Source organism: Bacillus sp. B2-WWTP-C-10-Post-4, assembly GCF_009183805.1.
GTDB classification, from domain to species: domain Bacteria; phylum Bacillota; class Bacilli; order Bacillales; family Bacillaceae_G; genus Bacillus_A; species Bacillus_A cereus.
This window is the reverse complement of record NZ_WEII01000040.1, coordinates 18,973-45,253: the sequence shown is the minus strand read 5'-3', so window position 1 is coordinate 45,253 and position 26,281 is coordinate 18,973. Positions and strand designations below refer to the sequence as shown.

Genomic DNA, 26,281 nt, shown 5'->3' with positions numbered 1-26,281 from the left:
ATACAGAAAAATATCGTAATCATTTGTAGAAGTCTGTTATAATAAACGGAAAATGAAAACGTTTTAAAGGGGGACATAACCAATATGATGATGAATGTACCGCTAACAATTAGTTCTATGATGGAAAGAGCAGAGAAACTGTTTTCGAAGAAAGAAATTGTTTCACGGACGCATGATACAGTTACAACGTTAACGTATAAGCAATTAGGGGAAAGGACGAGAAGACTTTCCAGTGCGTTGAAAAGGCTTGGAATTAAAGTAGGTGAACGTGTAGGAACATTAGCGTGGAACCATCATCGGCATGTGGAAGCGTATTTTGCTATTCCAGGTATTGCTTCTGTTTTGCACACAATTAACATTCGTTTATCTCCTCAACATATTTCATACATTATTCAGCACGCAGAAGACCGAATTCTACTTATAGATGAAGATCTCGTACCGCTTGTTGAAAATATTCAATCACAATTATCAACTGTACAAGCTTACATTATTATGACTGATAAAGATGAACTCCCAAATACTACGCTGAAGCCTGTATATCATTATGAAAAGCTATTAGAAGAAGGCGATCCAAATTTCCAATTTGTAAAAGATATTGATGAAAATACACCAGCTGGTATGTGTTATACGTCAGCGACTACAGGAAATCCGAAAGGTGTTGTATATACGCATCGTAGTACTGTATTACACTGTATGGCACTCGGTTTAGCTGATACAGCTGCTTTATCGGAAAGTGATGCAGCAATGGCAATCGTCCCGATGTTTCATGTGAACGCTTGGGGACTTCCTTTTGCGGCTACTTGGTTTGGATCAAAACAAGTTCTTCCTGGACCGATGTTTACTCCGAAAATTTTATTAGAAATGATTCAATCAGAAAAAGTGACGTTAGCTGCGGGTGTGCCGACAATTTGGCTCGGCGTATTACAAGAGTTAGAAAATAATAGTTACGATTTATCTAGTATGACGAGAATACTATGCGGAGGTGCAGCGGCGCCGAAAAGTGTTATTAAAGCATTTGAACAGAAACATAATGTTCCGTTCATACATGCATATGGTATGACTGAAACGAGTCCACTCGTAACACTTGCACGTTTAAAAAGTTATGAAACGGAATTATCGTATGAAGAGCAACTAGAAATTCGCTCCAAACAAGGATATCTTGTACCTGGTGTCGAGATGAAAGTAGTCGGTACAAATGGTGAAGTGAAGTGGGATGGTACTGAGATGGGAGAATTATGTTTACGAGCACCTTGGATCGCTGAAAGCTATTATAACGATGATCGTACTGTTGAAGGTTTTCGCGATGGATGGTTATATACTGGTGATGTTGTCACAGTGGATGAGGAAGGTTGCGTGAAAATTGTTGACCGTACGAAGGATGTTATTAAAAGCGGGGGAGAATGGATTTCTTCGGTCGATCTTGAAAATGCTTTAATGGCACATGATGCTATATTTGAAGCGGCTGTCGTTGCAGTTCCTCACCCTCAGTGGCAAGAGCGACCAATTGCCTGCGTTGTTCAAAAAAAAAATAGTACGGTTACAAAAGAAGAAATATATGAGTTTTTAAAACCACAGTTTGCGAAGTGGTGGTTGCCAGACGATATTGTCTTTATGGAAGAAATACCGAAAACATCTGTTGGGAAGTTTTTAAAACAGGCGCTTCGGAAAGAACTGGAGCATTTGCATAGAGAGAAATAAGTGAACTCCTATTTGTAAACTCTAATACGTCAACGGTTGACAAAAGAGGAGTGGAAAGATAATATAATTTTTATGATATGTTATCTAAAAACAATTTTAAGTTTACAAATAGGAGAAGCAAATATGAATACAAAAAATTTAGTTTTCGTCGCTTTATTTAGTTCTATTATGGGAGTGTTAGGGTTAATACCTCCGATTGCTCTTTCTATTACACCAGTTCCGATTACATTGCAATCACTCGGTGTTATGCTTGCGGGTGGGTTGTTAGGGTCACGCCTTGGTGCATTAAGTCAGCTTATTTTCTTACTTATTGTAGGAGTTGGAGCACCATTACTTGCTGGTGGCCGCGGTGGCCTTGGTGTATTTGTTGGGCCAAGTGCAGGATATTTACTTGGTTACATCATTGGAGCGTTTGTTATTGGTTATTTAATTGAGCGTTTACGTGAAGTTTCTATTATAAAAGTATTATGTATTAATATAATTGGTGGTATTTTCGTAGTTTATGTATTTGGTATTATTGTACAAGCGTTTTTAATGGATGTTTCTGTATGGGAGACAATGAAAGTGAGTGCTGTGTTTTTACCAGGGGATTGTATAAAAGCAATTATTGCGGCAGTTCTCGTAACAAAATTACATCGTTCATTGAAACATATTATTACACCCGCTTTAAAGAATGGAAAATATACAAATGCGGGATGATAAAGGGAAGAAACACGTACATTGCGTGTTTCTTTTTATTATTTTTGTAAAGAAAGGACGTCTCATATGGGTGTTACAAAAAAATACAAAAAGCAAGCCTCTTTACAACCAAATAAAATAGCAATAAAGGAAAATGATAGAGTTTTAACATATAAAGAGTGGTTCGAATCAGTTTGTAAAGTAGCCAACTGGTTGCATGCAACAGAATCAAAAAATAAAACAATAGCAATCCTATTAGAAAATCATATAGAGTTTTTACAACTATTTGCTGGTGCTGCTATGGCCGGGTGGGTTTGTGTTCCGTTAGATATAAAGTGGAAACAAGATGAGCTCAGAGAAAGAATTGAAATCAGTAATCCGGATATGATTGTGACAGAAAGATATAAGGTAAATGATTTACCGCATGAAGAAGGAAGAGTAATTGAAATTGATGAGTGGAAAAGAATGATGGAGAAATATCTTCCTACACATTCCACTGTAGAAAGTTTACGAAATGCTCCCTTTTATATGGGATTTACATCAGGATCAACTGGAAAAGCAAAAGCATTTTTACGCGCACAGCAATCGTGGGTTCATAGTTTTGATTGTAATGTACATGATTTTCATATGAAAATGGAGGATTCAATTTTAATAGCTGGGACGCTCGTTCATTCTCTTTTCTTATACGGGGCAATAAGTGCATTATATGTAGGACAAACGGTGCACATTATGAGAAAGTTCATTCCGAATCAAGTATTAGATAAGTTAGAAACTGAAAATATATCGGTTATGTATACAGTTCCGACAATGCTTGAATCTTTATATAAAGAAAATAGATTAATAGAAAATAAAATGAAAATTATTTCATCAGGAGCGAAATGGGAAGCTGAAGCGAAAGAAAAAATAAAGAATATATTTCCTTATGCGAAAAGATATGAATTTTATGGTGCATCAGAGTTAAGTTTTGTAACAGCACTAGTCGATGCAGAAAGCGAAAGAAGGCTAAATTCAGTAGGAAAACCTTGTCATAATGTGCAAGTTCGAATATGTAATGAAGCAGGCGAAGAAGTACAAAAAGGCGAGATAGGAACTGTTTATGTGAAAAGTGATCAGTTTTTTATGGGATACATAATAGATGGGGTTTTAACACAGGAGTTGAATGCAGAAGGCTGGATGACAGTGCGAGATGTAGGCTATGAAGATGAAGAAGGCTTTATATATATTGTTGGTAGAGAGAAGAATATGATTTTATTTGGAGGAATCAATATTTATCCAGAAGAAATAGAAAGTGTATTACATGAACACCCAGCTGTTGATGAAATAGTTGTAATTGGTGTGAAAGATAGTTACTGGGGTGAAAAGCCCGTCGCGATCGTAAAAGGAAGTGCTACGAAACAACAATTAAAGAGTTTTTGCTTACAACGATTATCCTCGTTTAAAATACCGAAAGAATGGCATTTTGTAGATAGAATACCTTATACAAATAGTGGGAAAATCGCTCGTATGGAAGCAAAAAGTATGATTGAAAACAGGGAGAAAATATATGAATAGAGCAGTTATTGTAGAGGCGAAAAGAACACCTATCGGTAAGAAGAATGGGATGTTAAAAGAGTATGAAGTTCAGCAATTAGCAACGCCGCTTCTTACGTTTTTAAGTAGAGGAATTGAGAGAGAGATAGACGATGTTATATTAGGTAATGTTGTTGGGCCAGGAGGGAATGTTGCGAGACTATCTGCTTTAGCGGCAGGACTTGGCTATCATATTCCTGGTGTAACGATTGATCGGCAATGTGGTGCTGGTTTAGAAGCAATTCGAACTGCGTGTCATCTCATTCAAGGAGGGGCAGGTAAGTGCTATATCGCCGGAGGAGTAGAGAGTACAAGTACGTCACCTTTTCAAAAAAGAGCACGATTTTCACCTGAAACAATTGGTGATCCTGACATGGGAGTAGCGGCTGAATATGTTGCGGAGCGTTATAACATAACGAGAGAAATGCAAGACGAGTACGCTTGTCTTAGTTATAAGCGGACACTGCAAGCGTTAGAAAAAGGCTATATACATGATGAAATATTTTCTTTTAATGGATTATTAGATGAATCTATAAAGCTAGAAATGAATTATGAACGAATCATTAAAAGAACAAAACCCGCATTTTTACAAAATGGAACAGTGACGGCAGGTAATTCATGTGGTGTAAATGATGGGGCATGTGCTGTTCTTGTAATGGAAGAGGGACAAGCCCTAAAGTTAGGTTATAAACCTGTCCTTCGTTTCGTTCGTAGTGCTGTAGTGGGAGTGAATCCAAATCTTCCAGGAACTGGTCCGATATTTGCGGTGAACAAATTATTAAATGAAATGAATGTAAAAATAGAGGACATCGATTATTTTGAAATAAATGAAGCATTCGCCTCAAAAGTTGTTGCTTGCGCAAAAGAGTTACAAATTCCGTATGAAAAATTAAATGTAAATGGTGGGGCAATTGCGCTCGGTCATCCGTACGGTGCATCTGGGGCTATGCTTGTAACACGTTTGTTTTATCAGGCACAAAGAGAGTCTATGAAATATGGAATTGCAACGTTAGGAATTGGGGGTGGGATAGGACTGGCGCTAATATTTGAGAAAATAGAAGATTAGAATATTTGAAATGTAGGGCAGGCTTATTCGTTTGCATCTAGCTTATTTCAAACTACCTTACCAAATGTAGAGCATAATATGAAGTTTAAATGTTTTATTGTTTAAAATTGATATGAAACCGTGATGCAAAATTCACCTTGATGTAGACCAAATCCAGTTGTTATTTGGATACTAGTAAAATTTTTCATAGTAAAATTACTGACACTTCCAGGTTGAATTATGATTGAGTTTAAGACATTTGTATCTTGAAAGAAAGTAACACCTATTTCTTGAACACCTGTCTCGTATTTGATATATCCAGTTGAAGAAATATGATTTAACAAATTGTTAGTATATATAGTCTGGATTCACATCTCTCCACCTGTGATAGACCAAGGAATGCAAATTTTATCTTTTATTATTGCTGATGGAGTGCAACAAATAACTTTATTCATGGTATATCCCAGCCTTTCATATAAAGGTATATTTAAATATATGTTGTTGTTTATGAGTATGCTTGTATGTTTTTGCTATATAGGATTATGTCCTTAATTTTAGAAGCTGTATTTGCTAATAAGGAGCATACAAATGGAGAATAAATACTTCTCTTCGTCATTGGAGGAGAAAAAGTTTGGAGAAGATAAAGGACTTAAGGTATTAGAGAAGATATGTGATGAGAAAATGAAGAAAGGGAAGGATAGTGCACCGGATAAATCGATTTGTATGATTAGTTATATTGTATATTCACTCCTAAAACATATATATAATGTCCTAGGAGTAAATTTAAAATTTGTTTTAGAATTTGATTTTTAATGAATTCACTCTAGTTTTCTACTTTTTGAGGAACATAAGCATTGCTACCAGGTTTTGTTTTTATTTCATTCCAAGCAGCGATAGCATCAGCTTTTGATCTGCCTTTGTTATTTGGATCTTCGAAAAAGTCCCGAGTAAAGCGATTGTATTCAAATTGCGCGCTGATCGTTGTTTTATAAGTAGGATCTTTTTTTCGTTCGTTTTCTTCATACCAAAATGTTATCGCGTCTTCATATGTTTTTCCAACATTCTCTTTAAAAAACTTTTGAAGAGCTACTGTAAAGCGGAAGTTTGTTCCGATTTTTTCTTTGAAAAAAGCACGAACATCTTCGCTACAGCGGTGATTTTTAGTAATAATCGTTTGAAGAGAAAGGTCTTTATAAGAGAGGGGAGCTTTGCTCATTTTTTGCACAGAGCTGTTTTTTAAGACTTTCCCCGTAGTTAAATAATGTGAGATACGCTCGGTTATTTCGGTCTTAGAGCCACTAGCTGGCAAACCATGCTCGCGACAAAATGTTTGCAGTTCTGCTTTTAACCAATAATAGTTTTGAAAATCTTCAAGTGATATAGATTTTGTTAAAGGTGGACGCATGAATATAACAACTTCTTTCTTCCATAATTTTCTTTAATTATAAAACGTATGTTCTCTTTGTGGAAGGATTAATTTGTAAATATAACAGGAAGAGGAGATTACATATGGAAAATGTAATGCAAGTTCGTGTTACGGGAATTTTAATTGAAGATGAAAAAGTATTGCTAGTAAAGCAAAAAGTGGCTAATCGCGATTGGTCTTTACCTGGAGGAAGGGTAGAGAATGGTGAAACGTTAGAAGAAGCGATGATTCGAGAAATGAGAGAAGAAACGGGATTAGAAGTTAAAATTAAGAAGCTACTCTATGTTTGTGATAAACCAGATGCTAGTCCATCTTTGTTACATATTACGTTTCTGCTTGAAAGGATTGAAGGTGAAATTACACTACCTTCTAACGAGTTCGATCATAATCCGATTCATGATGTGCAAATGGTACCGATTAACGAATTAAGTTATTATGGTTTTTCGGAAACTTTTTTTCAATCTTATAAGTGGCAGTTTTGCAAATGCAGGAAGTTATCAAGGGTTGAAACAACATATAGGCCTGTAAATATAGTTGAAGGATAGCCGTTAGCTATCCTTCATAAACATGTTTTACACTGCTGACTGTAAAGAAGAAACAAGCTGATTTAAAAACTCGTCCCCGTTCATCACCGCTTTTCCGCCGCCGCGTGCACTCTTTTTATTTCCGCCACCTTTTCCTTCAATTGCAGGAAGAGCATCTTTTAAAAGAGCATTCATATCGAGCGTTACTGTTTTTCCGCAAGCGAGAATACATTGTAGTTTGTCATCATTTTCGATGACGAAATACGTAATTGCATGCTCTTGTTGTTCTGTAATGATAGCTGATAGTTTTGCAATTTCTTGCATAGAACGATCTGTAAATGCTTTAGAAATAAGTAACCCAGCATGTATTTCGGTGGGCTGTTGCAGTAATTCATTTGCCTCTGCAAATAATAATTTTTCATTCATTGTTTGTATTGTTTTTTCGTTTTCCTTTTGAGAGGTAAGAAGCTGTGCTACTTTTGCTGGGATATCAGTTTCGCTACTGTTTAATTGTTTGGAAACATCTTTCATAATTTGTTGCTGTTGCCCCATTAATTTAAGTGTACGCCAACCAGCGATAAAGGTTAAGCGTATACCACCTTTATTGCGCTCCCATCCTAGTACTTGAATAGAACCAACTTCACCAGTGCATTTCGGATGGGTTCCACCACAGCCATTGTAGTCGTAATTTTCGATAATAACAACACGTATATTCTCTGTCATAGTTGGTTCTTTACGAAGAGGTAATGTTTTTGCTTCTTCTAAGTTCATCCACTCTATACGGATTGGGTGGTTTTCAAAAACGATTTTATTGGCAATTTGTACTGCCTTTTCAACCGTTTCTGCATGCAGATTTTCTGTTTCTAAATCAATTGTTATCGTTTCTTTTCCAAGATGGAATCCAATCGTAGGTATGTTGAAATAGTCCCAAAAAGCAGCAGATAAAATGTGCTGAGCTGCATGTTGCTGCATATGATCAAACCGGCGCTCCCAATTGATTTTACCTTCTACGTCTTCTGTGTGTAATTGTTCTGCAATGAAGTGGCGGATTTCTTCGTCGACTTCTTCAACATCAAGTACAGCAATACCATTTAAAGTTCCAGTGTCATGTGGTTGTCCGCCACCAGTCGGATAAAATGCGGTTTCGTTTAAAATAACGTATAAGTTACCGTCTTTATCATAATCTTGCTTTATAATTTTAGTAGTAAATTCTTGCTTATAAGCGTCAGTGTAATATAATTTGTGCTCCAATTTTCTTTCTCCTCTCGCATTAACTAGTTTCATTGTAAAGCAATTGAAATTAGTTTCCTAATATTTCAGAAGAAAGAAACTATTTTTAGAATTTTCTTGCTATAATAAGAAGAAAATGCGGGGGTGGAATAAATATGTTATATGAAAATGGCGTAGATAAACTGCTTAGTTTAAGCAAAAATATTTCTGAATTGTATCGAGAATTAAATGAAATGACCCGGATTTTAACGGATTGTAATCGAGAAAGTGTGAAGTTTGATCGGTTATATGTAAAAGAGTTACTGTGGAAGAAAGAAGATGTAATAGAGAAATATGACCAGCTACTTGTACAACTTTGTATTAACGAATGCTTTGATCTAAAAAGTGTCATTACAGGCGAATATAAGTATACATATGAAGAAGTGGAGAACATCGTTTTACAATTTAATGAGAAGTATAATGTTGCAATATTAATTAAAGATGTTTGTAAAGAATTACAGTTTACATATGGCATAGATATGGATATAACGAGAACAGCGCGGGTATCAACAGCGCAAGTATAAAAAGGGAAAAGAAAGCAGATCCTTTGCTTTCTTTTTTTATGTAAGAACAGGGAGAGTAGGTTTTTAAGATGAAGGGGAAGTTGCAAAATATTCATCCGTTAGGAATGACAATTATAATAGGGACTTTATTTGCGAGGTTCGCCACGTCAATGAGTATTCCTTTTTTAGCAATTTATTTAACGACTGTGAAAGGTGTATCAGCTGGAATGACAGGTGCTATTATCGGAACGAGTGCACTTGTTGGAGTGTTTGCTAGTTTTATCGGAGGGAATTTATCAGATCGATTCGGTCGAAATATGATTATAATATGGTCCATGATCGTTTGGGTCTTTGTATTCATTGGTTTTTCACTTGCAGATCATGTTTTAAGTTTCTTTTTATTAAATGCTTTGAATGGATTATGTAGGTCATTTTTTGAGCCAACATCAAGAGCGTTATTATCAGATTTAACGAAACCTGAGTATCGTTTACTCGTATATAATTTGCGTTACGGTGCAATCAATGTTGGAGTAGCGATTGGCCCACTTGTCGGGTTACAGATTGGAAGCGCAAAATCAACAATTCCGTTTTTAGTAGCAGCTGGAGTATACATTTTATATACAGCTATATTAGCGTTCCAATTTAAGAAGTATGCGATTGAAAAAAAGAAAGTAAATACAGAAAAGCCTGTCACAATGTTAAAGGCAATTCGTATTTTGCGAAAGGATGTCGTATTTTTAGTTGCACTAGTTGGTATTATTTTGAGTAATTGTGGTTTTTCTCATTTAACGACAACAGTATCTCAATATTTTGCAAATGCACATATATTTCAGGATGGAGTGAAATTATTTTCATATATGCTAGCTTTAAATGCGATTGTTGTAGTCGTAATTCAATACCCTGTTATTCAAATTTGTAAAAAGTATACACCGTTAGTATCCATTATGGTGGGAACTTTATTTGTGAGCGGAGGATTATTTGGATTTGGAGTAGTAGAATCTCTGCTAGGTGCTGCCGTTTGTACAATTATTTTTACAATTGGAGAAGTCTTAATGTTTTCAATGACGGATGTATTTATTGATGATATTGCTGTTGCGCATCTAAAAGGAACATACTTCGGTGCGATGGGTTTTTCGGGAATTGGAGCAGTAATAGGTCCGTGGTTTGGAGGAGTACTTCTCGATTACTACGGGTACCAAAATGGGTTTGCAGTATTTTCAGCACTAGCTATATTTTCAACTGTGGCATTTCCTGTGCTTTTAGTTACAAAAGGTTTATCGAAAAAAAGATATGATAGAAATTCTAATATAGAGATGCATGCGAAATAATATAAGCCCCAGTAACCAACTGGGGCTTATGTTTGTATTATATTAATTCTTAATTTGAAAAAAGAACTTTCTTTTCATGTTTATCAGCAACTTCATTTTTGGAAATATGAATGGCCAAAAAACCATTCTCTAAGCAGGCTAGCATCTTCTTATAAATAACATTAGCGGGTAAAGGAATAGTTCGCTGCAAAGAAATGTTTTTATGAAGTATGCAAATGTTTAGGCCTGTCTCCATCTTTTTAATGACTACATTTTGTTCATTGGCATTTGGTACATCAGTTTCCAAAATGTATTCTTGTTCAGTTTCGCAAAGGTCAATATGAATTTGATTTGGGAAACTAAAGTTACTACAAGAGTCAGAACAAAACTGATCCATCCATTCTTCGAAACCATCAACATGAAAAAGACAATCCTTCTTTTTCTTGCCCATGTAAGACACCCTCCGTAAAATCTCAATTCATACTATGTTATGCATGAATGAAGTAGGGGTGAAGAATAAATGGAAAAATATAAACATTGTATGTGGTAAAGGCAGCTATTGTGAACCTTTTGTTTTACATATCATGATGTGCATGATGTTTTTGGCGTGAATGGTTACGATTTTTTACTTTATGAGATCCGCTTAATGGTTCAGGTTGTCCCTTTTTTTCTTTTGCTTCACGATTGTTTTTGCTCATTGTATGTGACACCTCCTCTTTCTCTTTAGAATGAGAGAAGTTTGCAAATTTATACGAGAATGTTTTTAGAAAAAAAGGTAAAGATAATTGGGACTAACTATTATGGAAAGGGGATTATATAATGCCATATCATAAAGATAAACAGCAAGCTTTTCAAGCAGCGCAGCAAGGAGTTACACAAGCAGAACATGCATATAACAACATTGTGAAAAATGATCCAAACTACGGTCATGATTTAAAAGAGTTACGCCAAGAGGTTCAGGAGGCGTATGAACAGATTCAAAATGCGTTAGAAGTAGCTTCGGAAACACAACGCCCACAACTTGAGCAATACGAAAATAATCTCCAAAATATTATGCAACATGTAGATCAATTAGAAAAGTAAATGAGGTTGTTGTGTATTTGACAACCTCTTACTTTTAATGAACATTATGCGAAAACAGAAAATTTTTCTATTCGTTTTTTCTTTATTATGCGCAGTACATATATTTCAAGTTGAAAAAGTGGAAGCGAAAATGTTGCTCAGAAAAGAGCTAGAACCAACTGGCTATGTAACGTGGGAAGTACCTAATAATGAAAAGATTATTGCCATTACATTTGATGATGGCCCAGATCCAACTTATACACCGCAAGTTTTACATTTATTACGTCAATATAAAGCAGAAGCAACATTTTTTATGATTGGATTTCGAGTGCAGCGCAATTCATATTTAGTGAAACAGGTGTTAAAAGAGGGACATGAAATTGGAAATCATACGATGAATCATTTGTATGCGAGTAATTCATCAGATGAAAAATTAGAAAATGATATTTTAGATGGAAAGAAATTTTTCGAAAAATGGGTGAAAGAACCTTTGCTATTCCGTCCTCCTGGCGGATATATTAACGATGCTGTATTTAAAACAGCGAAAGAAGCTGGTTATCAAACCGTTCTATGGTCGTGGCATCAAGACCCGCGTGATTGGGCAAATCCAGGGGTTGAATCTATCGTAAATCATGTAGTGAAAAATGCTAAAAGTGGCGATATCGTATTGTTACATGATGGAGGAAATGATCGTAGTCAAACAGTAGCAGCGCTAGCAAAAATTTTACCTGAACTGAAAAAGCAGGGCTATCGATTTGTAACGGTTTCGGAATTGTTACGCTATAAACATTAGAAAAAATCCCAAAAGGTGAATGGTCCTTTTGGGATTTTTCGTTACTGGTTCTTTTTGCGTTTCTTATTATTTTGTCGTTCTGCAGCAGTTAAGTTTTCATTTGCAAACTCTTCGTTATAACCAGCACCTTGTCCTTGTGCGGATGCTGCATTCATTCCTGAAATAGTATGATTTGCTTTTCTTTTACCCATTTTATTTCACCTCTATAACATTTTTTGTATGTTGAATGATGAGCAGTTCATAGTGTGTATGAACTATAAGTAAAGCGCTAATAGAGCACTTTACTTTATGGTAATAGTATTCATAAAGAGCATAAACACTATTCAAATTTAGAAACATAAAGAAAACTTATGATAATCTATAAGTTTCTTATTATTTACTTATTTAGAAAGTTGTAATAAGATATTATCGTAAGGTATTGAAAAGTTTGTCTACATTTTATATTCAGACAACTTAGTCACGTTTAACAGGGGGGAAACATAATGGTCAAACATAATCCATTTCAATCACGTGCAACTTTTGAAGTAGATGGAAAAACGTATCATTATTATGATTTGAAAGCGCTTGAAAATGCAGGGGTTGGCAACGTATCTCAATTACCATATTCCGTGAAAGTTTTACTTGAATCGGTACTTCGTCAAGTAGACGGACGTGTAATTACAGAAGAGCATGTTACAAATTTAGCGAAATGGGGAACGAAAGATGTGCAAGATATCGATGTTCCATTTAAACCATCTCGTGTAATTTTACAAGATTTCACTGGTGTACCAGCTGTTGTTGATTTGGCTTCGCTTCGTAAAGCAATGGCAGACATGGGTGGAGATCCTGATAAAATCAATCCAGAAATTACTGTAGATCTTGTAATTGATCACTCTGTACAGGTTGATAGAGCGGGTACGGCAGACGCGCTTGCATTCAACATGGACTTAGAGTTTAAACGTAATGAAGAACGTTATAAATTTTTAAGCTGGGCACAAAAATCATTTGATAACTATCGTGCAGTTCCACCAGCTACAGGTATTGTACACCAAGTAAACCTTGAATATTTAGCACCAGTTGTTCATGCTGTGAAAAATGCTGAAGGTGACTTAGTTGCATACCCAGATTCATTAGTTGGAACAGACTCACATACAACAATGATTAACGGTATCGGCGTTCTTGGATGGGGTGTTGGTGGTATTGAAGCAGAAGCAGGAATGCTTGGACAGCCTTCATACTTCCCAGTACCTGAAGTAATCGGTGTGAAATTAACAGGTACACTTCCAAGTGGTACTACAGCAACTGACGTTGCCTTAAAAGTAACGCAAGTATTACGTCAAAAAGGTGTAGTTGGTAAATTCGTTGAGTTCTTCGGTAATGGACTAAAGAGCATGCCTTTAGCTGACCGTGCAACAATTTCAAACATGGCACCAGAATACGGCGCAACTTGTGGATTCTTCCCAATCGATGATATTTCATTAGAATACTTACGTTTAACAGGTAGAGATGAAGAACAAATTCGCGTTGTTGAAGAATACTGTAAAGCGAACGGTTTATTCTATACAGCAGACAGTAAAGATCCAATCTATACTGATCTTGTAGAAATTGATTTAAATACAATCGAATCTAACCTTTCTGGACCGAAACGCCCACAAGATTTAATTCCACTTTCAGATATGAAAGATGCGTTCCACGAAGCTGTTGTAGCACCAGTTGGAACACAAGGACTTGGATTTAATGAGCAAGAGTTCGATAAAGAAGTGAAGGTTACATTAGAAGATAAAGAAGTAACGATGAAAACAGGTGCAATTGCAATCGCAGCAATTACAAGCTGTACAAATACATCAAACCCATACGTATTAATTGGAGCAGGTTTAGTTGCGAAGAAAGCAATTGAAAAAGGACTTAAAGTACCTGAGTACGTAAAAACATCATTAGCACCAGGATCTAAAGTTGTTACTGAGTACTTAGATAAATCAGGTTTAACAACATATTTAGATCAATTAGGTTTCCAAACAGTTGGTTACGGCTGTACGACTTGTATCGGTAACTCTGGCCCATTAGCGCCAGAATTAGAAGAAGCAATCGCAGCAAACGATTTACTAGTAACATCTGTTTTATCTGGTAACCGTAACTTTGAAGGTCGTATTCACCCGCTTGTAAAAGCGAACTACTTAGCATCACCACCACTTGTTGTGGCATATGCACTTGCAGGTACTGTTGATATTGACCTGAAAAATGATGAAATTGGTAAAGATGCAAATGGCAATGCTGTTTACTTCAACGATATTTGGCCATCAGCTAAAGAAATTGAAGATGTAGTTCAAAGTGTTGTTACATCTGAACTGTTCAAGAAAGAATATGCACAAGTATTTAACAGCAATGAGCGTTGGAATAAAATCCAAACTTCAAATGAAGCGTTATATACTTGGGATAATGATTCAACATACATTCAAAACCCACCATTCTTTGAAGGATTATCTAAAGAGCCAGGTGAAGTTGAAACGTTATCAGGCTTACGCGTAGTTGGTAAATTTGGTGACTCTGTAACGACAGACCACATTTCACCAGCAGGTTCAATTGGTAAGCACACACCAGCTGGACGCTACTTATTAGAAAACGGCGTACAACCAGTTGACTTCAACTCTTACGGTTCTCGTCGTGGTAACCATGAAGTTATGATGCGTGGTACATTCGCGAACATCCGTATTAAAAACCAAATCGCACCAGGAACAGAAGGCGGATATACAACATATTGGCCAACAGGTGAAGTAACGTCTATCTATGATGCTGCTATGAAATATAAAGAAGATGGCACAGGCCTTCTAGTTGTTGCTGGTAAAGATTACGGTATGGGAAGTTCTCGTGACTGGGCTGCGAAAGGAACAAACTTACTAGGTATTAAAGCAGTAATTGCAGAAAGCTTTGAGCGTATTCACCGCAGTAACTTAGTGTTAATGGGTGTACTACCACTTCAATTTAAAGATGGCGAAAGTGCTGAAACGTTAGGTCTTGTTGGTAACGAGTCATTTGAAATTCAAATCGACAAAACAGTTAGACCACGCGATCTTGTGAAAGTAGTTGCAACTGATGCAGATGGCAATGAAAAACAATTTGAAGTAGTAGCTCGTTTCGATAGTGAAGTAGAAATTGACTACTACCGTCACGGTGGTATTCTGCAAATGGTTCTTCGTGAGAAAATTGAAGTGTCTAAAGTGTCGAACTAAATAATTGAAATGAATGATAAGGAAGCTAACAATAGTTAGCTTCCTTATTTTATGGAAAGGGATGAAACCATATGGTTTCATCCCTTTCTTTTTTACTACGAAAAATGGAGGAAACGTCATGAAAGAATATAAAAGAATTCTGTTACCGTTACAGAAAGAAAAAATATTAGTAATAGCAGCTGTATGTAGTGGGATAATTGCTGCCATTTTAAATTTATCTCGCCCAATTTTCATGGGATTAATTGTAGACAATCTTATTCAAAGGGAGCTAAAAGGTGCGTATGTATATATAGCTTTGTTTGCGGGTAGTCACTTTTTAATGTGGGCGAACAATCTTTTATTTGATTATATAAGTTCAAAAGCGAGTCAACGTATATTACAAACGAAACGTATAGAATTATTGCGTCACTATTTCTCATTACCGTTTGAAGAGAGTGAGAAGATTAAGCAAGGAGAGTTAGAAACTTTGGTCGTGTCTGATATTCCGAACTGGGTCAGATTATATGGCTCTATATTAATAGAATATATACACGCTATTGCCCAATTTATTGGAGCTTTCATAGCACTACAACATATAGATATACAGTTTATATTGTGGGTAACTCCGTTTTTATTTTTAAGTACAATTGTTCCAATACTGATGGGAGAAAAGGTAAGAGATATTGCAAGCGTTTCTCAAAAAAATCACTCAAGTGTTGTAGAGATGGTGTCACAGTTTGTAAAGGGGATACAAGATTTGCGGAGTTTACAAAAAGAAAAATGGGCAATTCGCTTATTTAAAGAAGTAACGGCACAATCGTATAAATCAGAAGTAAAGAAGACGATGATGCAACATTGCATTGGAGTAGTTGGAACGGTGATTGAAACAGGAGCATATATTGTTGTTCTCATTATAGGTGCACAAAAAATAATGAGGGGAGAAATAGAAGTTGGTTCACTCATTGCAGTGTTAGCGACAATTGAGATGCTCTTTTTCCCTGTCCGTTATGTGGGCGATTTATTAATAATGACACAAGTTGCAGTCGCTTCGGCAAATAGAGCTTTTTGCTTTTTAAATAAACGAGCAGCAGATAGCAATGTAGAAAGAGCGATGGGGATCAGGATAACAAATGTTTCATTTCAGGAGAATGACGAAGAGAAATGCAGAATTCATAATATTGATTTGCAAATTCGTCCTGGTGAACTCGTTATGATTGTGGGAGAAAGCGGTGCAGGAAAAACAACGCTTTTAAAGTTAATAACGGGCTTGTATAAACCATCTAACGGTAGCATTGCTTATTATGGTAATGAAGCTCGTATGACTACAGTGTGGCAAGAACCACGTTTTTTCCGAACGACGGTAACAGAGAATATGTATTTCGGGGAAGAGGGTTTAGAAAATCAGTTAGAAAAAAATAGTGAACTTATAAATGCAACGCCGATTATTAGAGGGTTACCTGAAGGGAGTCAAACTGTGCTACATAAAAGCGGTGAAGAGTTTTCGGGAGGCGAAAGAAAACGTCTTGCATTATTGCGCGCGATTGTATCAAATCCAACTCTTATTATTTTAGATGAACCGACGGCTGGGTTAGATCCGGGCAATCAAGAACTGGTTTGGAATATGATTGAAGGGATAGGAAGAGATGTAACGAGAATTGTGGCAACACATGATGTAGAGAGAGTGATGATAGCAGATTGTGTTGTTGTCATAAAGAATGGGACTATTGTGGAATGTGGGAATCCTAGAGAATTATTAAATTGCAACTCATTGTACAAAGAGTTGCAAACAAAAAGATAAGAGATATGTAATGCTCTTATCTTTATTCCGCTATTTGCCGGGCAGCCCGATTGGTGAGGGCTGATTAAAGTTTCACTTTATTCGGTCTCATTAAGTTGATAAGTATAAGAATTCGAATCACTAGAATTAACTTCTTTGACGAGAGTAAGTTGATTTGTATCTGGATTATATTTGAAAATCTTAATTGTATGTTCGCTACTTAGTAATGGATTATATTCTTGAATAGCGAATGTATTTTCCGCGATTTGTGTCATATTACTGGTGGGAACATTTTCTATGGAATCATGATTTGTAGAAATTTCAACGACTTTTTCACTGTTGAAAAATAAAAGAACGATTACTAAAATAACTAAGCATATTCGTATATAGCGTAGCTCTTTGGTGATAGGGTGTTCTCCCAAAACAATCATCCTTTCTATAGCTATTCTATAGTAGTAATGGTAGTCATCGTGAAAAAAGTAATAATGCCGAGGCCTGCCAAAAGGATAAATGAGATTAATGCGATATAGAGACAAATATGTCCAACTTGTTTTTTTTCAGGATCTTTACTAAATAGTGAGATAATCCATGTGATAATTCCGATTGGGGAAAATATAAAACTAAGAATATATAGAAGTATTTTTTTAAATAAATTCATGAGAGCTCCTTTCATTGTAAAATGTTCTATGTATTTCTAATTATATGATTAAAAGGTAAATATTTCATCTTAGTTATAAAAATTCTGATTATTTAGAATGTGAATATTTCCAAGCTTGTCCGTATAAGCTAAAATAAGGTATATAGTATTTTGATGAATGTGTTAAAAGAAGATAATACGTTAGGGTGATATAAAATGTGGCGGAAGCTTACGATTATTGTAGTGTTACTTTGTTTAGCGGGATATGCAGCTTATGAACAGTTTGGTTATAAAGAGCAGGCGGTAAAAGTGAAGCAAGAAAAAAGTGAAGCTGCTATGAAAGAGATGATTGCAAGTAATGGTATTGAAATAGGGAAGAGTGCACCAGACTTTACATTAACGAATTTAGATGGAACGAATATAAAGTTATCAGATTTAAAAGGAAAGAAAGTGATTGTAAACTTTTGGGCAACGTGGTGTGGACCATGTCAGCAAGAAATGCCGGATATGGAAGCTTTCTATAAAGAACATAAAGAGAACGTAGAAATTTTAGCGGTCAATTATACGCCTTCAGAAAAAGGTGGGGGGGAAGAGAAGGTAAGCAATTTTGCTAAAGAAAAAGGAATTACTTTTCCTATTTTATTGGACAAGAACATTGATGTGACAACAGCTTATAAAGTAATTACGATTCCAACTTCGTATTTTATAGATACAAAAGGTGTCATTCAAGATAAGTTTATTGGGCCGATGACACAAAAAGAGATGGAGAAAAGAGTTGCTAAATTAAAATAATGGTGAAAAGGTAGAGATGGATAGTTCCCATTTCTGCCTTTTCTTTTTCAAGTAGTAATCACTTCATGATATGATGTAAGAAATATAACCGTTTAGAGATAAAGGAGTGTATGGAGTGGGGAATGTATCCTTACCGTTAGATTATGTTGTAATTGATTTTGAAACAACAGGATTTAACCCTTATAATGATAAAATTATTCAAGTTGCAGCAGTGAAATATCGTAATCATGAATTAGTAGATCAATTTGTTTCATACGTGAATCCAGAGCGGCCAATTCCGGACCGAATAACGAGTTTAACAGGTATTACTAATTATCGCGTTTCAGATGCACCGACGATTGAAGAAGTGTTACCTTTATTTTTAGCATTTTTACATACAAATGTTATTGTGGCCCATAATGCTTCTTTTGATATGCGCTTTTTGAAAAGTAATGTAAATATGCTTGGGTTGCTTGAACCTAAAAATAAAGTAATTGATACTGTATTTTTAGCAAAGAAATACATGAAGCATGCGCCTAATCATAAACTTGAAACGTTAAAACGAATGCTTGGAATTCGTTTAAGCTCTCATAATGCATTTGACGATTGCATTACGTGTGCTGCTGTTTATCAAAAGTGTGCAGCTATTGAAGAAGAAGGGAAACGAAAAGTAAATAAGGCTATGCTTGATGAAACTGCGGTATATGAAGCGGTGAAAGAAATACTTGCATGTAATAAACGTAATGTAGAATGGCTACGTTGTATGAACGTAGGAAGTTATTTAGATATAAAAGCTTTTTATCCAGTTATGAGATTAAAGGTAAAAGGGCGAAAGAAATATGTATTAACAGAGATATTAGAAGAAGATGTGAAAGAAATATGTACAAGTTTAAAATGTGAACCGGCGTTAAAAAGTGAAGTTGGTAATACGAGAATTATGCTTAATAGCTTAGAGGATGTTATGAAATTAGAAAGTTATATTTTAGAGCAGTATGATTTTGTATTACAGGCGCTTCATGATTATAAAGAAAATGAAATGAATGCAGATGAAAAGTTGAAAGAGTATTTAAATATTATGGTATAAAAAACTCCGTGTGCAATATATTGTACACGGAGTTTTTTAGGAGTACTAAAACATAAAATTTTCTTGCAAATCTGATTAAAGAGTTTTTTGTTTGCTCATACTATGTAATAAGAAAGCGAAGGAGAGAGGGTGAACAACATGAGAAGAAGTCGCCGTAAATCGTTTGAAGAACTTGTAAATGAAAATAAACAACAATTATTAAGCGATCGTGAGGCAATTGATCGCATTGAAGAGCGCATTGAAAAACGTTATGAAATGAAACTTTTTAAGCAAGCTGAATAATTCTTAACACTAGTACGATACTAGTGTTAAGGAGGCGATAGTAATGGGTAATCCGAAAAAAAATTCAAAAGACTTTGCACCGAATCATATTGGAACACAATCAAAAAAAGCTGGTGGAAATAAAGGAAAGCAAATGCAAGATCAAACAGGTAAACAACCGATTGTTGATAATGGTTAAAGAAAAGGAGAATATTACATTCTCCTTTTTTATGTATAAATTTGAGGAAAGATAGGTAATTTAAGATGGTGTGTATATACAATATTAGGAGGGAAGTACATGCCAAATCCAGATAATCGAAGTGACAACGCTGAAAAGTTACAAGAAATGGTGCAAAATACAGTTGATAACTTTAATGAAGCAAAAGAAACAGCGGAACTTTCTAATGAAAAAGATCGTGCTGCTATTGAAGCAAAAAATCAAAGACGTTTAGAAAGTATTGACTCATTAAAAAGTGAAATCAAAGATGAATCTTAACAAAATGTACAAAAAGGGCTGACTTTTGTCAGCCCTTTTTCGTAATCGTAAAGTTTTCAACAAGTAAACGCCAATTTTGTGGAAATGGCAAGCCAATCTTCCAATAACTAATACCGCCAATGCCCTGCTCTTTCATTAAATTGAATTTACTTTGAATAGACCTCGCATCTTCAAACCAAACTTCATGTTGTACGCCATTTTCGTCAAAGTAATTAAAATGTGGAGCTTGAGCTGTGAAATCATAGCGGATAGGAACATTATATTTACGAGCAAGTGCAACAGCTGCGACAGAGCTAACTGCTTTTGCTGGTGGATTCCCTTGTTTGAACGGAAGTTTCCAATCGAATCCGTATAAGTTTTGCCCCATCATAATTTTTTGGGGAGGCATTTGAGATTTTGCGTATTGAAGTACTTCTTTTACAGGACCGATAGGAGAGATTGCCATTGGTGGCCCGCCCTGCCACCCCCAGTCATATGTCATAATGACGACGAAATCAACAATTTGCCCTTGCGCTTTATAATCATGGGCTTCGAAAAACTTTCCCTTTTGATTTGAACTTGTCTTCGGTACGAGAGTTGTGCTTAATGTGTACCCGCTAGGTAAGCGTGTTTTTACATTTCGTAAAAAGCGATTATACGCCTCGCGGTCTTCGGGTGCTATACTCTCGAAATCGAAATGAATGTCTCGCATGCCATATTTTTCAGCTGTTTGCAAAATGTTAGTAATAAATTTGTTTTGAATCGTTGCGTCGCGTAAAATAACCGATGTTAGATCGGCACTGAAATTACCATTTTCAATATTTGTAATAACGAGCATAGGGATTGTTTGCCCTTGCGTTGCAATATTAGCAATTTTAGCTGTTTCAGTAGGTTCTTTTAATGTGCCATCTCTTTTTGCCTCAAAACTAAAATAAGCTAAATATGTTAAAAATGGATTGATGGCACGTGTAGCATTAACTAAACTCTCTTTAATCGGTATAGTGGAAGGTTGTAAATAAGCGATGGATTCTACAGCTCGTTTTGTGCCTTTTGGTACATATAATTGTTGTCCGACATGGAGAATAGATTTTAAAGATAAATTATTAACTTTAGCTAAACTAGCGAGGGGGACATTATATGTTTGAGAAATCCGATAGAGGCTGTCACCAGGCTGTACATAATAATTATTTCCTTTCGTATTAACGATAAGTGCCTGACCAACAACGAGCGTTTCAGCGGGATTTAGTCCATTGTCTTTTACTATTTCGTCAGGTGTTGATCCATATTTTGATGCCAAGCTATATACGCTATCACCGCTACGAACCGTTACAATTTGAATCATATGCTTGCTCCTTTCGGGAAAAGATTCACTATTTTTATTTTATTTTTGATGTCACTGTATTATGATTAAATGTATGCAAGGTAGCAGAAGTGAAAGAAGGCGAATATACATATGTTTGTAGCAGAACATGAAGTTGAAATCCGTTATGCGGAAACAGATCAAATGGGTGTTGTTTACCATTCAAACTACTTAGTGTGGCTTGAGTTAGGTCGCACGAAACTTATACAAGATTTAGGTTTTTCATATGTTGAAATGGAGAAAGAAGGAATTATTTCTCCTGTGTTAGATTTACAAATTTCATACCGTAAAGCGATGCGTTACGGAGAAAAAGCAATCGTAAAAACATGGGTAGATACTGTCAGCCCACTTCGCGTTGTATATGGATATGAAATATATAATGGTGATGGTGAACTTTGTATTACTGCAAGTACGACGAATATTTGTGCGAAAAAAGAAGGGTTCCGCCCTGTATCATTTAAAAAGTTATATCCTGAGTGGTATGCGAAATATGAGGAAATTAAGAAAAAATAAAAAAGCGTGGCAGAAGCCACGTTTTTTTATTTTTCATAATTAAATTGTGGGAAGTCGTCACCTTCGTTAAGTGTAACAGATAAATTATGTCCATCGAAGAACCATTCATCATCGCCTTCAATAAAGAAGTTAATACCTTCTTCTTGAATTTGAACAGCAGGATGTGCAGGATCATCTTTACGAATCCCTAAAGAAAGTCCTTTTTGCACAGTACTGCAACCACCGTATTGTACGAAAAAGCGTAGTGTTTCATTTGATTGTAAGTTTAATTCATTTTTATACCATTGTGCTGCTTCTTTTGTTACGGAAAGATTCATGTATAGTTCCTCCAAATTATGTTGCTTTTTCTTTAGTATAAAAAATAACGCAAAAAGACGCTATTAATATGCTTCACGTTTTCTTTTTGCGTTATGTGGGTTACGATCTTATTTTTGCTTTTTTGAAAAGTTTGCTTTTGGTTCAGTTTTATTTATAATTCGTCCGATATTTGCACGGTGTTTATAAATAACCATACCTGCTAATAAACACATCGCAATAATGAAGATTTTATCCCCGCTAACAATGGATGCAATAACAGCAACAACTGCTGTTACCATAGAAGAAAGTGATACGTATCTTGTTGTAAATAAAAGGGTGAAAAATACAACAGCCAATATTGCAAAAACAACTGGTGAATAGCATAATAGCACCCCAGCAGAAGTTGCAACTGCTTTACCACCGCGGAATTTCGCGAAGATTGGATAGACATGTCCAAGAACAGCCGCTAACCCGAACCATAGTGGATGAATATCTAATCCGAAAATCATTGGTAGACTTGTTGCTAATGTCCCTTTTAAAATGTCAGCAATTGTAACGGTAAAACCTGCTTTTTTCCCTAATGTGCGGAATGTGTTTGTTCCGCCTAGATTACCGCTCCCATGCTCACGAATATCGATTCCGTAGCCGATTTTTCCAACAACTAGTGCAAATGGAATCGAGCCAAGTAAGTAGGCAACGATAAATAAAAGATATGTAGTAACCATAAGTTCAGTCTCCTTTATTCAAATGTGTTGATAAAGGGTAAAAAGAGTTTTTCCCGTATATTGTACCATACATTTGTAAAGAGCACATTTCTTTTTTGTAAATGAAAAATTCATTATTTCGTGAAAAAAATTTCACAGTAATGTTACATTTCTCACAGAAACAGTAAGACTATATGTAGTAACATTTTAATCAAAAGATAACAACATATTGGTGGAGGGTTATAAATGTTACAAAATAATACACGTGGAGAAGAAGAATTAATGAAAGTGTTCGAGACAATAGTCCACGGCAATGAACAAGATTTAATGCAAGAAAATGCAAATGTAGACGGCCGCTCTCCAATGGGCGTAATGGGAACGTTCGCATCTGAGAGTGCAAAATATTATGCTGTTGAGAATTTATTGTCAGATCAAGTGAAAAAAGCGATAAATGAAAATATATTATATCCACATGATTTAGATTTTTATGCGACAGGAACGACGACTTGTTCACAAATTCCGTTAGCGCAAATGCTTGCTAACGGTTTTCATACTGGACATGGACATATGAGACAACCGCAAGACATTAAAAGTGCATTGGCTCTTTCGTCTATTATTTTTCAAGCGAATCAAAATATGCAGCATGGTGGTCAATCGTTTGCACTCTTTGATATTGATTTAGCACCTTATGTACGAAAAACAATTGAGAGACATAAAAAACGATTACAATCATATCCGCTTACGAAAGAACAAATAGAAGAATTCGCATGGAAAGAAACGGAAAATGATACGTATCAAGCGTGTGAGGCTTTCGTTCATAATTCAAATAGTATGCATAGTAGGGGCGGAGGACAAGTCCCGTTTATTTCTATTAATTACGGAACAGATACATCAAAAGAAGGAAGAATGTTAATTAAACAACTTTTAAAAGCGACACAAGCTGGACTTGGTAAAGGAGAGACACCGATTTTTCCGATTCAAATTTTCAAGATGAAAAAAGGTGTGAATTTTGAAGAAAGTGATCCGAACTACGATTTATTTGAATTAGCATTAGAGACAACGGCTGAACGATTGTTCCCTAACTTTTCATTTTTAGATGCTCCGTTTAATGCAGTACATTATGATGGAAGACCAGAAAGTGAAGTATGTTACATGGGATGTCGTACCCGTGTTATGTCTAATATACATGGAGAAGAAACAGCGATTGGTAGAGGGAATTTATCATTTACGTCTATTAATTTAGTGAAATTAGCGTTAATTAGTGGTTCAAAAGAAGCGTTTTTTGAAGCGCTAAACTATTATTTAGATTTAGGAATTAAGCAGCTATTAGAAAGATATGCGTATCAATGTACGAAGCGAGCAAGAGATTTTCAGTTTTTATATTCACAAGGTGTATGGCGTGGTGGAGAAACGTTGCAGCCTGAAGACTCCGTAGCCTCGATTTTAAAACAAGGGACGTTAAGTATTGGTTTTATCGGTCTTGCCGAATGTTTAGTAGCTTTAACAGGAAAGCATCATGGGGAAGATGGAGAATCATGGAAACTTGGGTATGAAATTATTTCCTTTATGAGAGATAGAATGGATAAAGCGACAGAAGAACATCAACTGAATTTCTCAGTAATTGCAACTCCAGCAGAAGGATTATCAGGGAAGTTTGTGAAAAAAGATAGAGAAGAATTTGGTGAAATTAACGGTATAACGAACCATAATTACTATACGAATTCATTCCATATTCCAGTTTATTATAACATTCAAGCGATAAATAAAATCCGTTTAGAAGGCCCGTTCCATGCTCTCTGTAATGGAGGACACATTACTTATATTGAACTAGATGGAGCAGCAATGCATAACAAAAAGGCATTAAAACAAATTGTACAAGCCATGGCAGAACATGGCGTTGGATACGGTTCAATTAATCATCCTGTTGACCGTTGTAAGTGCTGTAGTTATCACGGGGTTATTGGGAATGAATGTCCAAGTTGCGGGAATAAAGATGAGGCTAATATAGAAAGAATTCGCCGTATAACAGGCTATCTTGTAGGAGATATGTCGAAGTGGAATAGTGCGAAACGTAGTGAAGAGATAGATCGGGTGAAACATAAATGAAAGTGATGAATATTATTCATGATAGTGTAGTAGATGGAGAAGGATTGCGGACAGTCGTGTTTTTTGCGGGCTGTCCGCATCGTTGCGTTGGTTGCCATAATCCGAAATCGTGGAATATTTGCAATGGAACGGAAATGACAGTAGAAGAAATTGTGAAAGAGATTGCAAGTAATCCATTAACTGATGTAACATTTTCAGGTGGAGATCCATTTTTTCAAGCTGCTGAAGTGAAAAAGGTAGCAAAAATCGTAAAAGATTTGAAAAAAAACCTATGGATGTATACAGGTTATACGTTAGAAGAGATACAGAGTTCTCAAAATAATGATATGATAGAGTTGTTACATTATGGGGATGTTTTAGTCGATGGAAGGTTTGAAATTGAGAAAAAAGATTTAGCACTTCCATTTCGCGGAAGCTCCAATCAACGTATTATTCGATTGAAAGAGTAAAAAGGCGGGATAGATTATATGAATAAAACAGTATTGCTTGTTGAAGATGAAAGAAGATTACGTGAAATTGTTAGTGATTATTTTCGTAATGAAGGCTTTGAAGTAATCGAAGCAGAAGATGGAAAAAAAGCGTTAGAGTTATTTGCAGAGCATGAAATTGATTTAATTATGTTAGATATTATGTTACCGGAAATAGATGGATGGTCTGTTTGTAGAAGAATTAGAAAAGAATCAGCAGTACCAATTATTATGTTGACAGCACGTTCGGATGAGGATGATACATTGCTAGGTTTCGAATTAGGTGCAGACGAGTATGTAACGAAACCATTTAGCCCGAAAGTATTAGTAGCTCGCGCAAAGACGTTATTGAAACGTGCGGATGGTGCGGTAGGAGTAGCGGAAGAAAATGCTATGTCTTTAGCTGGAATAGAAGTAAATCGTCTATCTAGAACTGTTTTAGTAGATGGAGAAGAAATTATATTGACACATAAAGAATTTGAACTTCTTGTGTATTTAATGGAGAACAAAGGAATCGTGTTATCACGTCAACATTTATTAGATCAGTTATGGGGATATGACTATTACGGTGATGACAGAACGGTTGATACCCATATTAAAAAACTTCGAAATAAGCTAGGAGATAAAGCAAAGCATATCGGTACTGTTATTCGAGTTGGTTATAAATTTGAAGAATAATCTAGAACGATTTGTGTAATTTAGCCTAGGGAAATGGCGATTTTATACTCTCTTTTGAAGGTAGAATGTACAAAAAATACTTTTTTTGTCTA

General features: G+C 35.7%; 31 protein-coding genes and 1 pseudogene. 21 read left to right on the top strand and 11 right to left on the bottom strand.

Annotation, left to right across the window (positions count from 1 at the left end):
• Nucleotides 1-84 precede the first annotated feature (84 nt).
• From GBN78_RS16730 to GBN78_RS16715, 4 genes are all read left to right on the top strand, one after another.
• Nucleotides 85-1,698 (top strand): long-chain fatty acid--CoA ligase, encoded by a 1,614-nt coding sequence (locus GBN78_RS16730; protein ID WP_000980211.1) that lies wholly within the window; start codon nucleotides 85-87, stop codon nucleotides 1,696-1,698.
• 123 nt (nucleotides 1,699-1,821) lie between these two features.
• A complete protein-coding gene (locus tag GBN78_RS16725) occupies nucleotides 1,822-2,397 on the top strand; it encodes a biotin transporter BioY (RefSeq protein ID WP_001093332.1) in 576 nt (191 codons plus the stop codon).
• A gap of 66 nt (nucleotides 2,398-2,463) precedes the next feature.
• Nucleotides 2,464-3,927, top strand: a complete 1,464-nt coding sequence (locus GBN78_RS16720; protein ID WP_000539233.1) for an acyl-CoA synthetase — start codon at nucleotides 2,464-2,466, stop codon at nucleotides 3,925-3,927.
• On the top strand, nucleotides 3,920-5,011 hold the full coding sequence (locus GBN78_RS16715) for an acetyl-CoA C-acyltransferase (RefSeq protein WP_152127540.1): 1,092 nt from the start codon (nucleotides 3,920-3,922) through the stop codon (nucleotides 5,009-5,011). Before GBN78_RS16720 ends, GBN78_RS16715 begins: the two co-directional genes overlap by 8 nt.
• A gap of 101 nt (nucleotides 5,012-5,112) precedes the next feature.
• Here GBN78_RS16715 and GBN78_RS31175 read toward each other — a convergent pair whose 3' ends face one another.
• Nucleotides 5,113-5,349, bottom strand: coding sequence for an S-Ena type endospore appendage (locus GBN78_RS31175; RefSeq protein WP_481747362.1), 237 nt, complete (start codon nucleotides 5,347-5,349; stop codon nucleotides 5,113-5,115).
• Nucleotides 5,350-5,578: 229 nt separating this feature from the next.
• Between GBN78_RS31175 and GBN78_RS16705 the strand changes: the two genes are divergently transcribed.
• Nucleotides 5,579-5,803, top strand: a complete 225-nt coding sequence (locus GBN78_RS16705; RefSeq protein WP_000428982.1) for a hypothetical protein — start codon at nucleotides 5,579-5,581, stop codon at nucleotides 5,801-5,803.
• Nucleotides 5,804-5,813: 10 nt separating this feature from the next.
• On the opposite strand, the gene GBN78_RS16700 is transcribed toward GBN78_RS16705, so the two are convergent.
• Nucleotides 5,814-6,395: a DUF6434 domain-containing protein gene (locus GBN78_RS16700; RefSeq protein WP_001247743.1), complete on the bottom strand. Its 582-nt coding sequence runs from the start codon at nucleotides 6,393-6,395 to the stop codon at nucleotides 5,814-5,816.
• Between the two features lie 104 nt (nucleotides 6,396-6,499).
• Between GBN78_RS16700 and GBN78_RS16695 the strand changes: the two are divergent.
• A pseudogene (locus GBN78_RS16695) lies at nucleotides 6,500-6,944 on the top strand (NUDIX domain-containing protein).
• A 44-nt stretch (nucleotides 6,945-6,988) separates the two neighbouring features.
• On the opposite strand, the gene GBN78_RS16690 reads toward GBN78_RS16695, so the two are convergent.
• Nucleotides 6,989-8,191 (bottom strand): alanyl-tRNA editing protein, encoded by a 1,203-nt coding sequence (locus GBN78_RS16690; protein ID WP_152127539.1) that lies wholly within the window; start codon nucleotides 8,189-8,191, stop codon nucleotides 6,989-6,991.
• A 134-nt stretch (nucleotides 8,192-8,325) separates the two neighbouring features.
• On the opposite strand from GBN78_RS16690, the gene GBN78_RS16685 reads away from it, so the two are divergent.
• Entirely contained in the window at nucleotides 8,326-8,733 is a 408-nt protein-coding gene (locus GBN78_RS16685) for a hypothetical protein (RefSeq protein ID WP_000965133.1), read from the top strand.
• Nucleotides 8,734-8,801: 68 nt separating this feature from the next.
• Nucleotides 8,802-10,040, top strand: coding sequence for an MDR family MFS transporter (locus GBN78_RS16680; RefSeq protein WP_152127538.1), 1,239 nt, complete (start codon nucleotides 8,802-8,804; stop codon nucleotides 10,038-10,040).
• A 49-nt stretch (nucleotides 10,041-10,089) separates the two neighbouring features.
• Here GBN78_RS16680 and GBN78_RS16675 read toward each other — a convergent pair whose 3' ends face one another.
• Both GBN78_RS16675 and GBN78_RS16670 read right to left on the bottom strand, forming a co-directional pair.
• Complete coding sequence (locus tag GBN78_RS16675; protein WP_000516730.1) at nucleotides 10,090-10,470, bottom strand: Hsp20/alpha crystallin family protein; 381 nt, start codon at nucleotides 10,468-10,470, stop codon at nucleotides 10,090-10,092.
• Nucleotides 10,471-10,594: 124 nt separating this feature from the next.
• The gene (locus GBN78_RS16670; RefSeq protein WP_000042141.1) at nucleotides 10,595-10,717 is read right to left on the bottom strand and encodes a small acid-soluble spore protein P; all 123 of its coding nucleotides are present in this window, start codon (nucleotides 10,715-10,717) and stop codon (nucleotides 10,595-10,597) included.
• Between the two features lie 121 nt (nucleotides 10,718-10,838).
• Here GBN78_RS16670 and GBN78_RS16665 point away from each other — a divergent pair, with 121 nt between their 5' ends.
• Both GBN78_RS16665 and pdaB read left to right on the top strand, forming a co-directional pair.
• Complete coding sequence (locus GBN78_RS16665) at nucleotides 10,839-11,102, top strand: hypothetical protein (RefSeq protein WP_001146293.1); 264 nt, start codon at nucleotides 10,839-10,841, stop codon at nucleotides 11,100-11,102.
• A 46-nt stretch (nucleotides 11,103-11,148) separates the two neighbouring features.
• The gene (gene pdaB / locus GBN78_RS16660; RefSeq protein ID WP_142323832.1) at nucleotides 11,149-11,874 is read left to right on the top strand and encodes a polysaccharide deacetylase family sporulation protein PdaB; all 726 of its coding nucleotides are present in this window, start codon (nucleotides 11,149-11,151) and stop codon (nucleotides 11,872-11,874) included.
• Between the two features lie 41 nt (nucleotides 11,875-11,915).
• Here pdaB and sspO read toward each other — a convergent pair whose 3' ends face one another.
• Complete coding sequence (sspO, locus tag GBN78_RS16655) at nucleotides 11,916-12,065, bottom strand: acid-soluble spore protein SspO (RefSeq protein WP_000518051.1); 150 nt, start codon at nucleotides 12,063-12,065, stop codon at nucleotides 11,916-11,918.
• Between the two features lie 291 nt (nucleotides 12,066-12,356).
• Between sspO and acnA the strand changes: the two genes are divergently transcribed.
• Both acnA and GBN78_RS16645 read left to right on the top strand, forming a co-directional pair.
• Entirely contained in the window at nucleotides 12,357-15,080 is a 2,724-nt protein-coding gene (acnA, locus tag GBN78_RS16650; RefSeq protein WP_152127537.1) for an aconitate hydratase AcnA, read from the top strand.
• 118 nt (nucleotides 15,081-15,198) lie between these two features.
• Nucleotides 15,199-16,857 (top strand): ABC transporter ATP-binding protein, encoded by a 1,659-nt coding sequence (locus GBN78_RS16645; protein ID WP_152127536.1) that lies wholly within the window; start codon nucleotides 15,199-15,201, stop codon nucleotides 16,855-16,857.
• 77 nt (nucleotides 16,858-16,934) lie between these two features.
• On the opposite strand, the gene GBN78_RS31015 is transcribed toward GBN78_RS16645, so the two are convergent.
• Both GBN78_RS31015 and GBN78_RS16635 read right to left on the bottom strand, forming a co-directional pair.
• Complete coding sequence (locus GBN78_RS31015; protein WP_074595727.1) at nucleotides 16,935-17,267, bottom strand: YmzC family protein; 333 nt, start codon at nucleotides 17,265-17,267, stop codon at nucleotides 16,935-16,937.
• Nucleotides 17,268-17,278: 11 nt separating this feature from the next.
• Nucleotides 17,279-17,494 carry a hypothetical protein gene (locus GBN78_RS16635; RefSeq protein ID WP_001048152.1) on the bottom strand — a complete coding sequence of 72 codons (216 nt, stop codon included), beginning with the start codon at nucleotides 17,492-17,494 and terminating at the stop codon, nucleotides 17,279-17,281.
• A 195-nt stretch (nucleotides 17,495-17,689) separates the two neighbouring features.
• Between GBN78_RS16635 and GBN78_RS16630 the strand changes: the two genes are divergently transcribed.
• The 5 genes from GBN78_RS16630 to tlp all read left to right on the top strand — a co-directional run bounded on the left by GBN78_RS16630 (nucleotide 17,690) and on the right by tlp (nucleotide 20,085).
• Nucleotides 17,690-18,265: a redoxin domain-containing protein gene (locus tag GBN78_RS16630; protein ID WP_152127535.1), complete on the top strand. Its 576-nt coding sequence runs from the start codon at nucleotides 17,690-17,692 to the stop codon at nucleotides 18,263-18,265.
• Between the two features lie 115 nt (nucleotides 18,266-18,380).
• Complete coding sequence (locus tag GBN78_RS16625) at nucleotides 18,381-19,328, top strand: 3'-5' exonuclease (protein WP_000528750.1); 948 nt, start codon at nucleotides 18,381-18,383, stop codon at nucleotides 19,326-19,328.
• 138 nt (nucleotides 19,329-19,466) lie between these two features.
• The gene (locus tag GBN78_RS16620; protein WP_001254703.1) at nucleotides 19,467-19,610 is read left to right on the top strand and encodes an FbpB family small basic protein; all 144 of its coding nucleotides are present in this window, start codon (nucleotides 19,467-19,469) and stop codon (nucleotides 19,608-19,610) included.
• A 43-nt stretch (nucleotides 19,611-19,653) separates the two neighbouring features.
• On the top strand, nucleotides 19,654-19,788 hold the full coding sequence (sspN, locus tag GBN78_RS16615; RefSeq protein WP_000527987.1) for an acid-soluble spore protein SspN: 135 nt from the start codon (nucleotides 19,654-19,656) through the stop codon (nucleotides 19,786-19,788).
• 99 nt (nucleotides 19,789-19,887) lie between these two features.
• Nucleotides 19,888-20,085 carry a small acid-soluble spore protein Tlp gene (gene tlp / locus GBN78_RS16610; RefSeq protein ID WP_001133511.1) on the top strand — a complete coding sequence of 66 codons (198 nt, stop codon included), beginning with the start codon at nucleotides 19,888-19,890 and terminating at the stop codon, nucleotides 20,083-20,085.
• 28 nt (nucleotides 20,086-20,113) lie between these two features.
• Here the strand turns inward: tlp and GBN78_RS16605 are convergent, their stop codons facing one another.
• Nucleotides 20,114-21,406, bottom strand: coding sequence for a glycoside hydrolase family 18 protein (locus GBN78_RS16605; protein WP_000614861.1), 1,293 nt, complete (start codon nucleotides 21,404-21,406; stop codon nucleotides 20,114-20,116).
• Between the two features lie 111 nt (nucleotides 21,407-21,517).
• On the opposite strand from GBN78_RS16605, the gene GBN78_RS16600 reads away from it, so the two are divergent.
• Nucleotides 21,518-21,937: an acyl-CoA thioesterase gene (locus GBN78_RS16600; RefSeq protein WP_000495812.1), complete on the top strand. Its 420-nt coding sequence runs from the start codon at nucleotides 21,518-21,520 to the stop codon at nucleotides 21,935-21,937.
• Nucleotides 21,938-21,963: 26 nt separating this feature from the next.
• Here GBN78_RS16600 and GBN78_RS16595 read toward each other — a convergent pair whose 3' ends face one another.
• Nucleotides 21,964-22,254, bottom strand: coding sequence for a HesB/YadR/YfhF family protein (locus tag GBN78_RS16595; RefSeq protein ID WP_001054453.1), 291 nt, complete (start codon nucleotides 22,252-22,254; stop codon nucleotides 21,964-21,966).
• A gap of 108 nt (nucleotides 22,255-22,362) precedes the next feature.
• Nucleotides 22,363-22,959 carry a glycerol-3-phosphate 1-O-acyltransferase PlsY gene (plsY, locus tag GBN78_RS16590; protein WP_000258974.1) on the bottom strand — a complete coding sequence of 199 codons (597 nt, stop codon included), beginning with the start codon at nucleotides 22,957-22,959 and terminating at the stop codon, nucleotides 22,363-22,365.
• Between the two features lie 225 nt (nucleotides 22,960-23,184).
• Here plsY and GBN78_RS16585 point away from each other — a divergent pair, with 225 nt between their 5' ends.
• From GBN78_RS16585 to GBN78_RS16575, 3 genes are read left to right on the top strand one after another with little or no spacing between them, the layout of a single operon-like run.
• Complete coding sequence (locus tag GBN78_RS16585; RefSeq protein ID WP_000940073.1) at nucleotides 23,185-25,044, top strand: anaerobic ribonucleoside triphosphate reductase; 1,860 nt, start codon at nucleotides 23,185-23,187, stop codon at nucleotides 25,042-25,044.
• Nucleotides 25,041-25,493, top strand: a complete 453-nt coding sequence (gene nrdG, locus GBN78_RS16580) for an anaerobic ribonucleoside-triphosphate reductase activating protein (RefSeq protein ID WP_000867077.1) — start codon at nucleotides 25,041-25,043, stop codon at nucleotides 25,491-25,493. The genes GBN78_RS16585 and nrdG overlap by 4 nt, the downstream gene beginning before the upstream one ends.
• An 18-nt stretch (nucleotides 25,494-25,511) precedes the next feature.
• Entirely contained in the window at nucleotides 25,512-26,189 is a 678-nt protein-coding gene (locus GBN78_RS16575; RefSeq protein ID WP_001044679.1) for a response regulator transcription factor, read from the top strand.
• The last annotated feature ends 92 nt before the right edge of the window (nucleotides 26,190-26,281 follow it).

Excerpts from the sequence above, each read along its gene's own strand:
- GBN78_RS16715 (WP_152127540.1), top strand. The coding sequence starts at position 3,920 with ATGAATAGAGCAGTTATTGTAGAGGCGAAAAGAACACCTATCGGTAAG.
- GBN78_RS16670 (WP_000042141.1), bottom strand. The coding sequence starts at position 10,717 with ATGAGCAAAAACAATCGTGAAGCAAAAGAAAAAAAGGGACAACCTGAA.
- GBN78_RS16730 (WP_000980211.1), top strand. The coding sequence starts at position 85 with ATGATGATGAATGTACCGCTAACAATTAGTTCTATGATGGAAAGAGCA.
- GBN78_RS16635 (WP_001048152.1), bottom strand. The coding sequence starts at position 17,494 with ATGAATTTATTTAAAAAAATACTTCTATATATTCTTAGTTTTATATTT.
- GBN78_RS16720 (WP_000539233.1), top strand. The coding sequence starts at position 2,464 with ATGGGTGTTACAAAAAAATACAAAAAGCAAGCCTCTTTACAACCAAAT.
- GBN78_RS16585 (WP_000940073.1), top strand. The coding sequence starts at position 23,185 with ATGTTACAAAATAATACACGTGGAGAAGAAGAATTAATGAAAGTGTTC.
- nrdG (WP_000867077.1), top strand. The coding sequence starts at position 25,041 with ATGAAAGTGATGAATATTATTCATGATAGTGTAGTAGATGGAGAAGGA.
- GBN78_RS16620 (WP_001254703.1), top strand. The coding sequence starts at position 19,467 with ATGAGAAGAAGTCGCCGTAAATCGTTTGAAGAACTTGTAAATGAAAAT.
- tlp (WP_001133511.1), top strand. The coding sequence starts at position 19,888 with ATGCCAAATCCAGATAATCGAAGTGACAACGCTGAAAAGTTACAAGAA.
- GBN78_RS16675 (WP_000516730.1), bottom strand. The coding sequence starts at position 10,470 with ATGGGCAAGAAAAAGAAGGATTGTCTTTTTCATGTTGATGGTTTCGAA.
- acnA (WP_152127537.1), top strand. The coding sequence starts at position 12,357 with ATGGTCAAACATAATCCATTTCAATCACGTGCAACTTTTGAAGTAGAT.
- GBN78_RS16630 (WP_152127535.1), top strand. The coding sequence starts at position 17,690 with ATGTGGCGGAAGCTTACGATTATTGTAGTGTTACTTTGTTTAGCGGGA.
- pdaB (WP_142323832.1), top strand. The coding sequence starts at position 11,149 with ATGCGAAAACAGAAAATTTTTCTATTCGTTTTTTCTTTATTATGCGCA.
- GBN78_RS16685 (WP_000965133.1), top strand. The coding sequence starts at position 8,326 with ATGTTATATGAAAATGGCGTAGATAAACTGCTTAGTTTAAGCAAAAAT.
- GBN78_RS16595 (WP_001054453.1), bottom strand. The coding sequence starts at position 22,254 with ATGAATCTTTCCGTAACAAAAGAAGCAGCACAATGGTATAAAAATGAA.
- GBN78_RS31015 (WP_074595727.1), bottom strand. The coding sequence starts at position 17,267 with ATGATTGTTTTGGGAGAACACCCTATCACCAAAGAGCTACGCTATATA.
- GBN78_RS16665 (WP_001146293.1), top strand. The coding sequence starts at position 10,839 with ATGCCATATCATAAAGATAAACAGCAAGCTTTTCAAGCAGCGCAGCAA.
- GBN78_RS16725 (WP_001093332.1), top strand. The coding sequence starts at position 1,822 with ATGAATACAAAAAATTTAGTTTTCGTCGCTTTATTTAGTTCTATTATG.
- GBN78_RS16700 (WP_001247743.1), bottom strand. The coding sequence starts at position 6,395 with ATGCGTCCACCTTTAACAAAATCTATATCACTTGAAGATTTTCAAAAC.
- sspO (WP_000518051.1), bottom strand. The coding sequence starts at position 12,065 with ATGGGTAAAAGAAAAGCAAATCATACTATTTCAGGAATGAATGCAGCA.
- GBN78_RS16645 (WP_152127536.1), top strand. The coding sequence starts at position 15,199 with ATGAAAGAATATAAAAGAATTCTGTTACCGTTACAGAAAGAAAAAATA.
- GBN78_RS16605 (WP_000614861.1), bottom strand. The coding sequence starts at position 21,406 with ATGATTCAAATTGTAACGGTTCGTAGCGGTGATAGCGTATATAGCTTG.
- GBN78_RS16705 (WP_000428982.1), top strand. The coding sequence starts at position 5,579 with ATGGAGAATAAATACTTCTCTTCGTCATTGGAGGAGAAAAAGTTTGGA.
- sspN (WP_000527987.1), top strand. The coding sequence starts at position 19,654 with ATGGGTAATCCGAAAAAAAATTCAAAAGACTTTGCACCGAATCATATT.
- plsY (WP_000258974.1), bottom strand. The coding sequence starts at position 22,959 with ATGGTTACTACATATCTTTTATTTATCGTTGCCTACTTACTTGGCTCG.
- GBN78_RS16600 (WP_000495812.1), top strand. The coding sequence starts at position 21,518 with ATGTTTGTAGCAGAACATGAAGTTGAAATCCGTTATGCGGAAACAGAT.
- GBN78_RS16680 (WP_152127538.1), top strand. The coding sequence starts at position 8,802 with ATGAAGGGGAAGTTGCAAAATATTCATCCGTTAGGAATGACAATTATA.
- GBN78_RS16575 (WP_001044679.1), top strand. The coding sequence starts at position 25,512 with ATGAATAAAACAGTATTGCTTGTTGAAGATGAAAGAAGATTACGTGAA.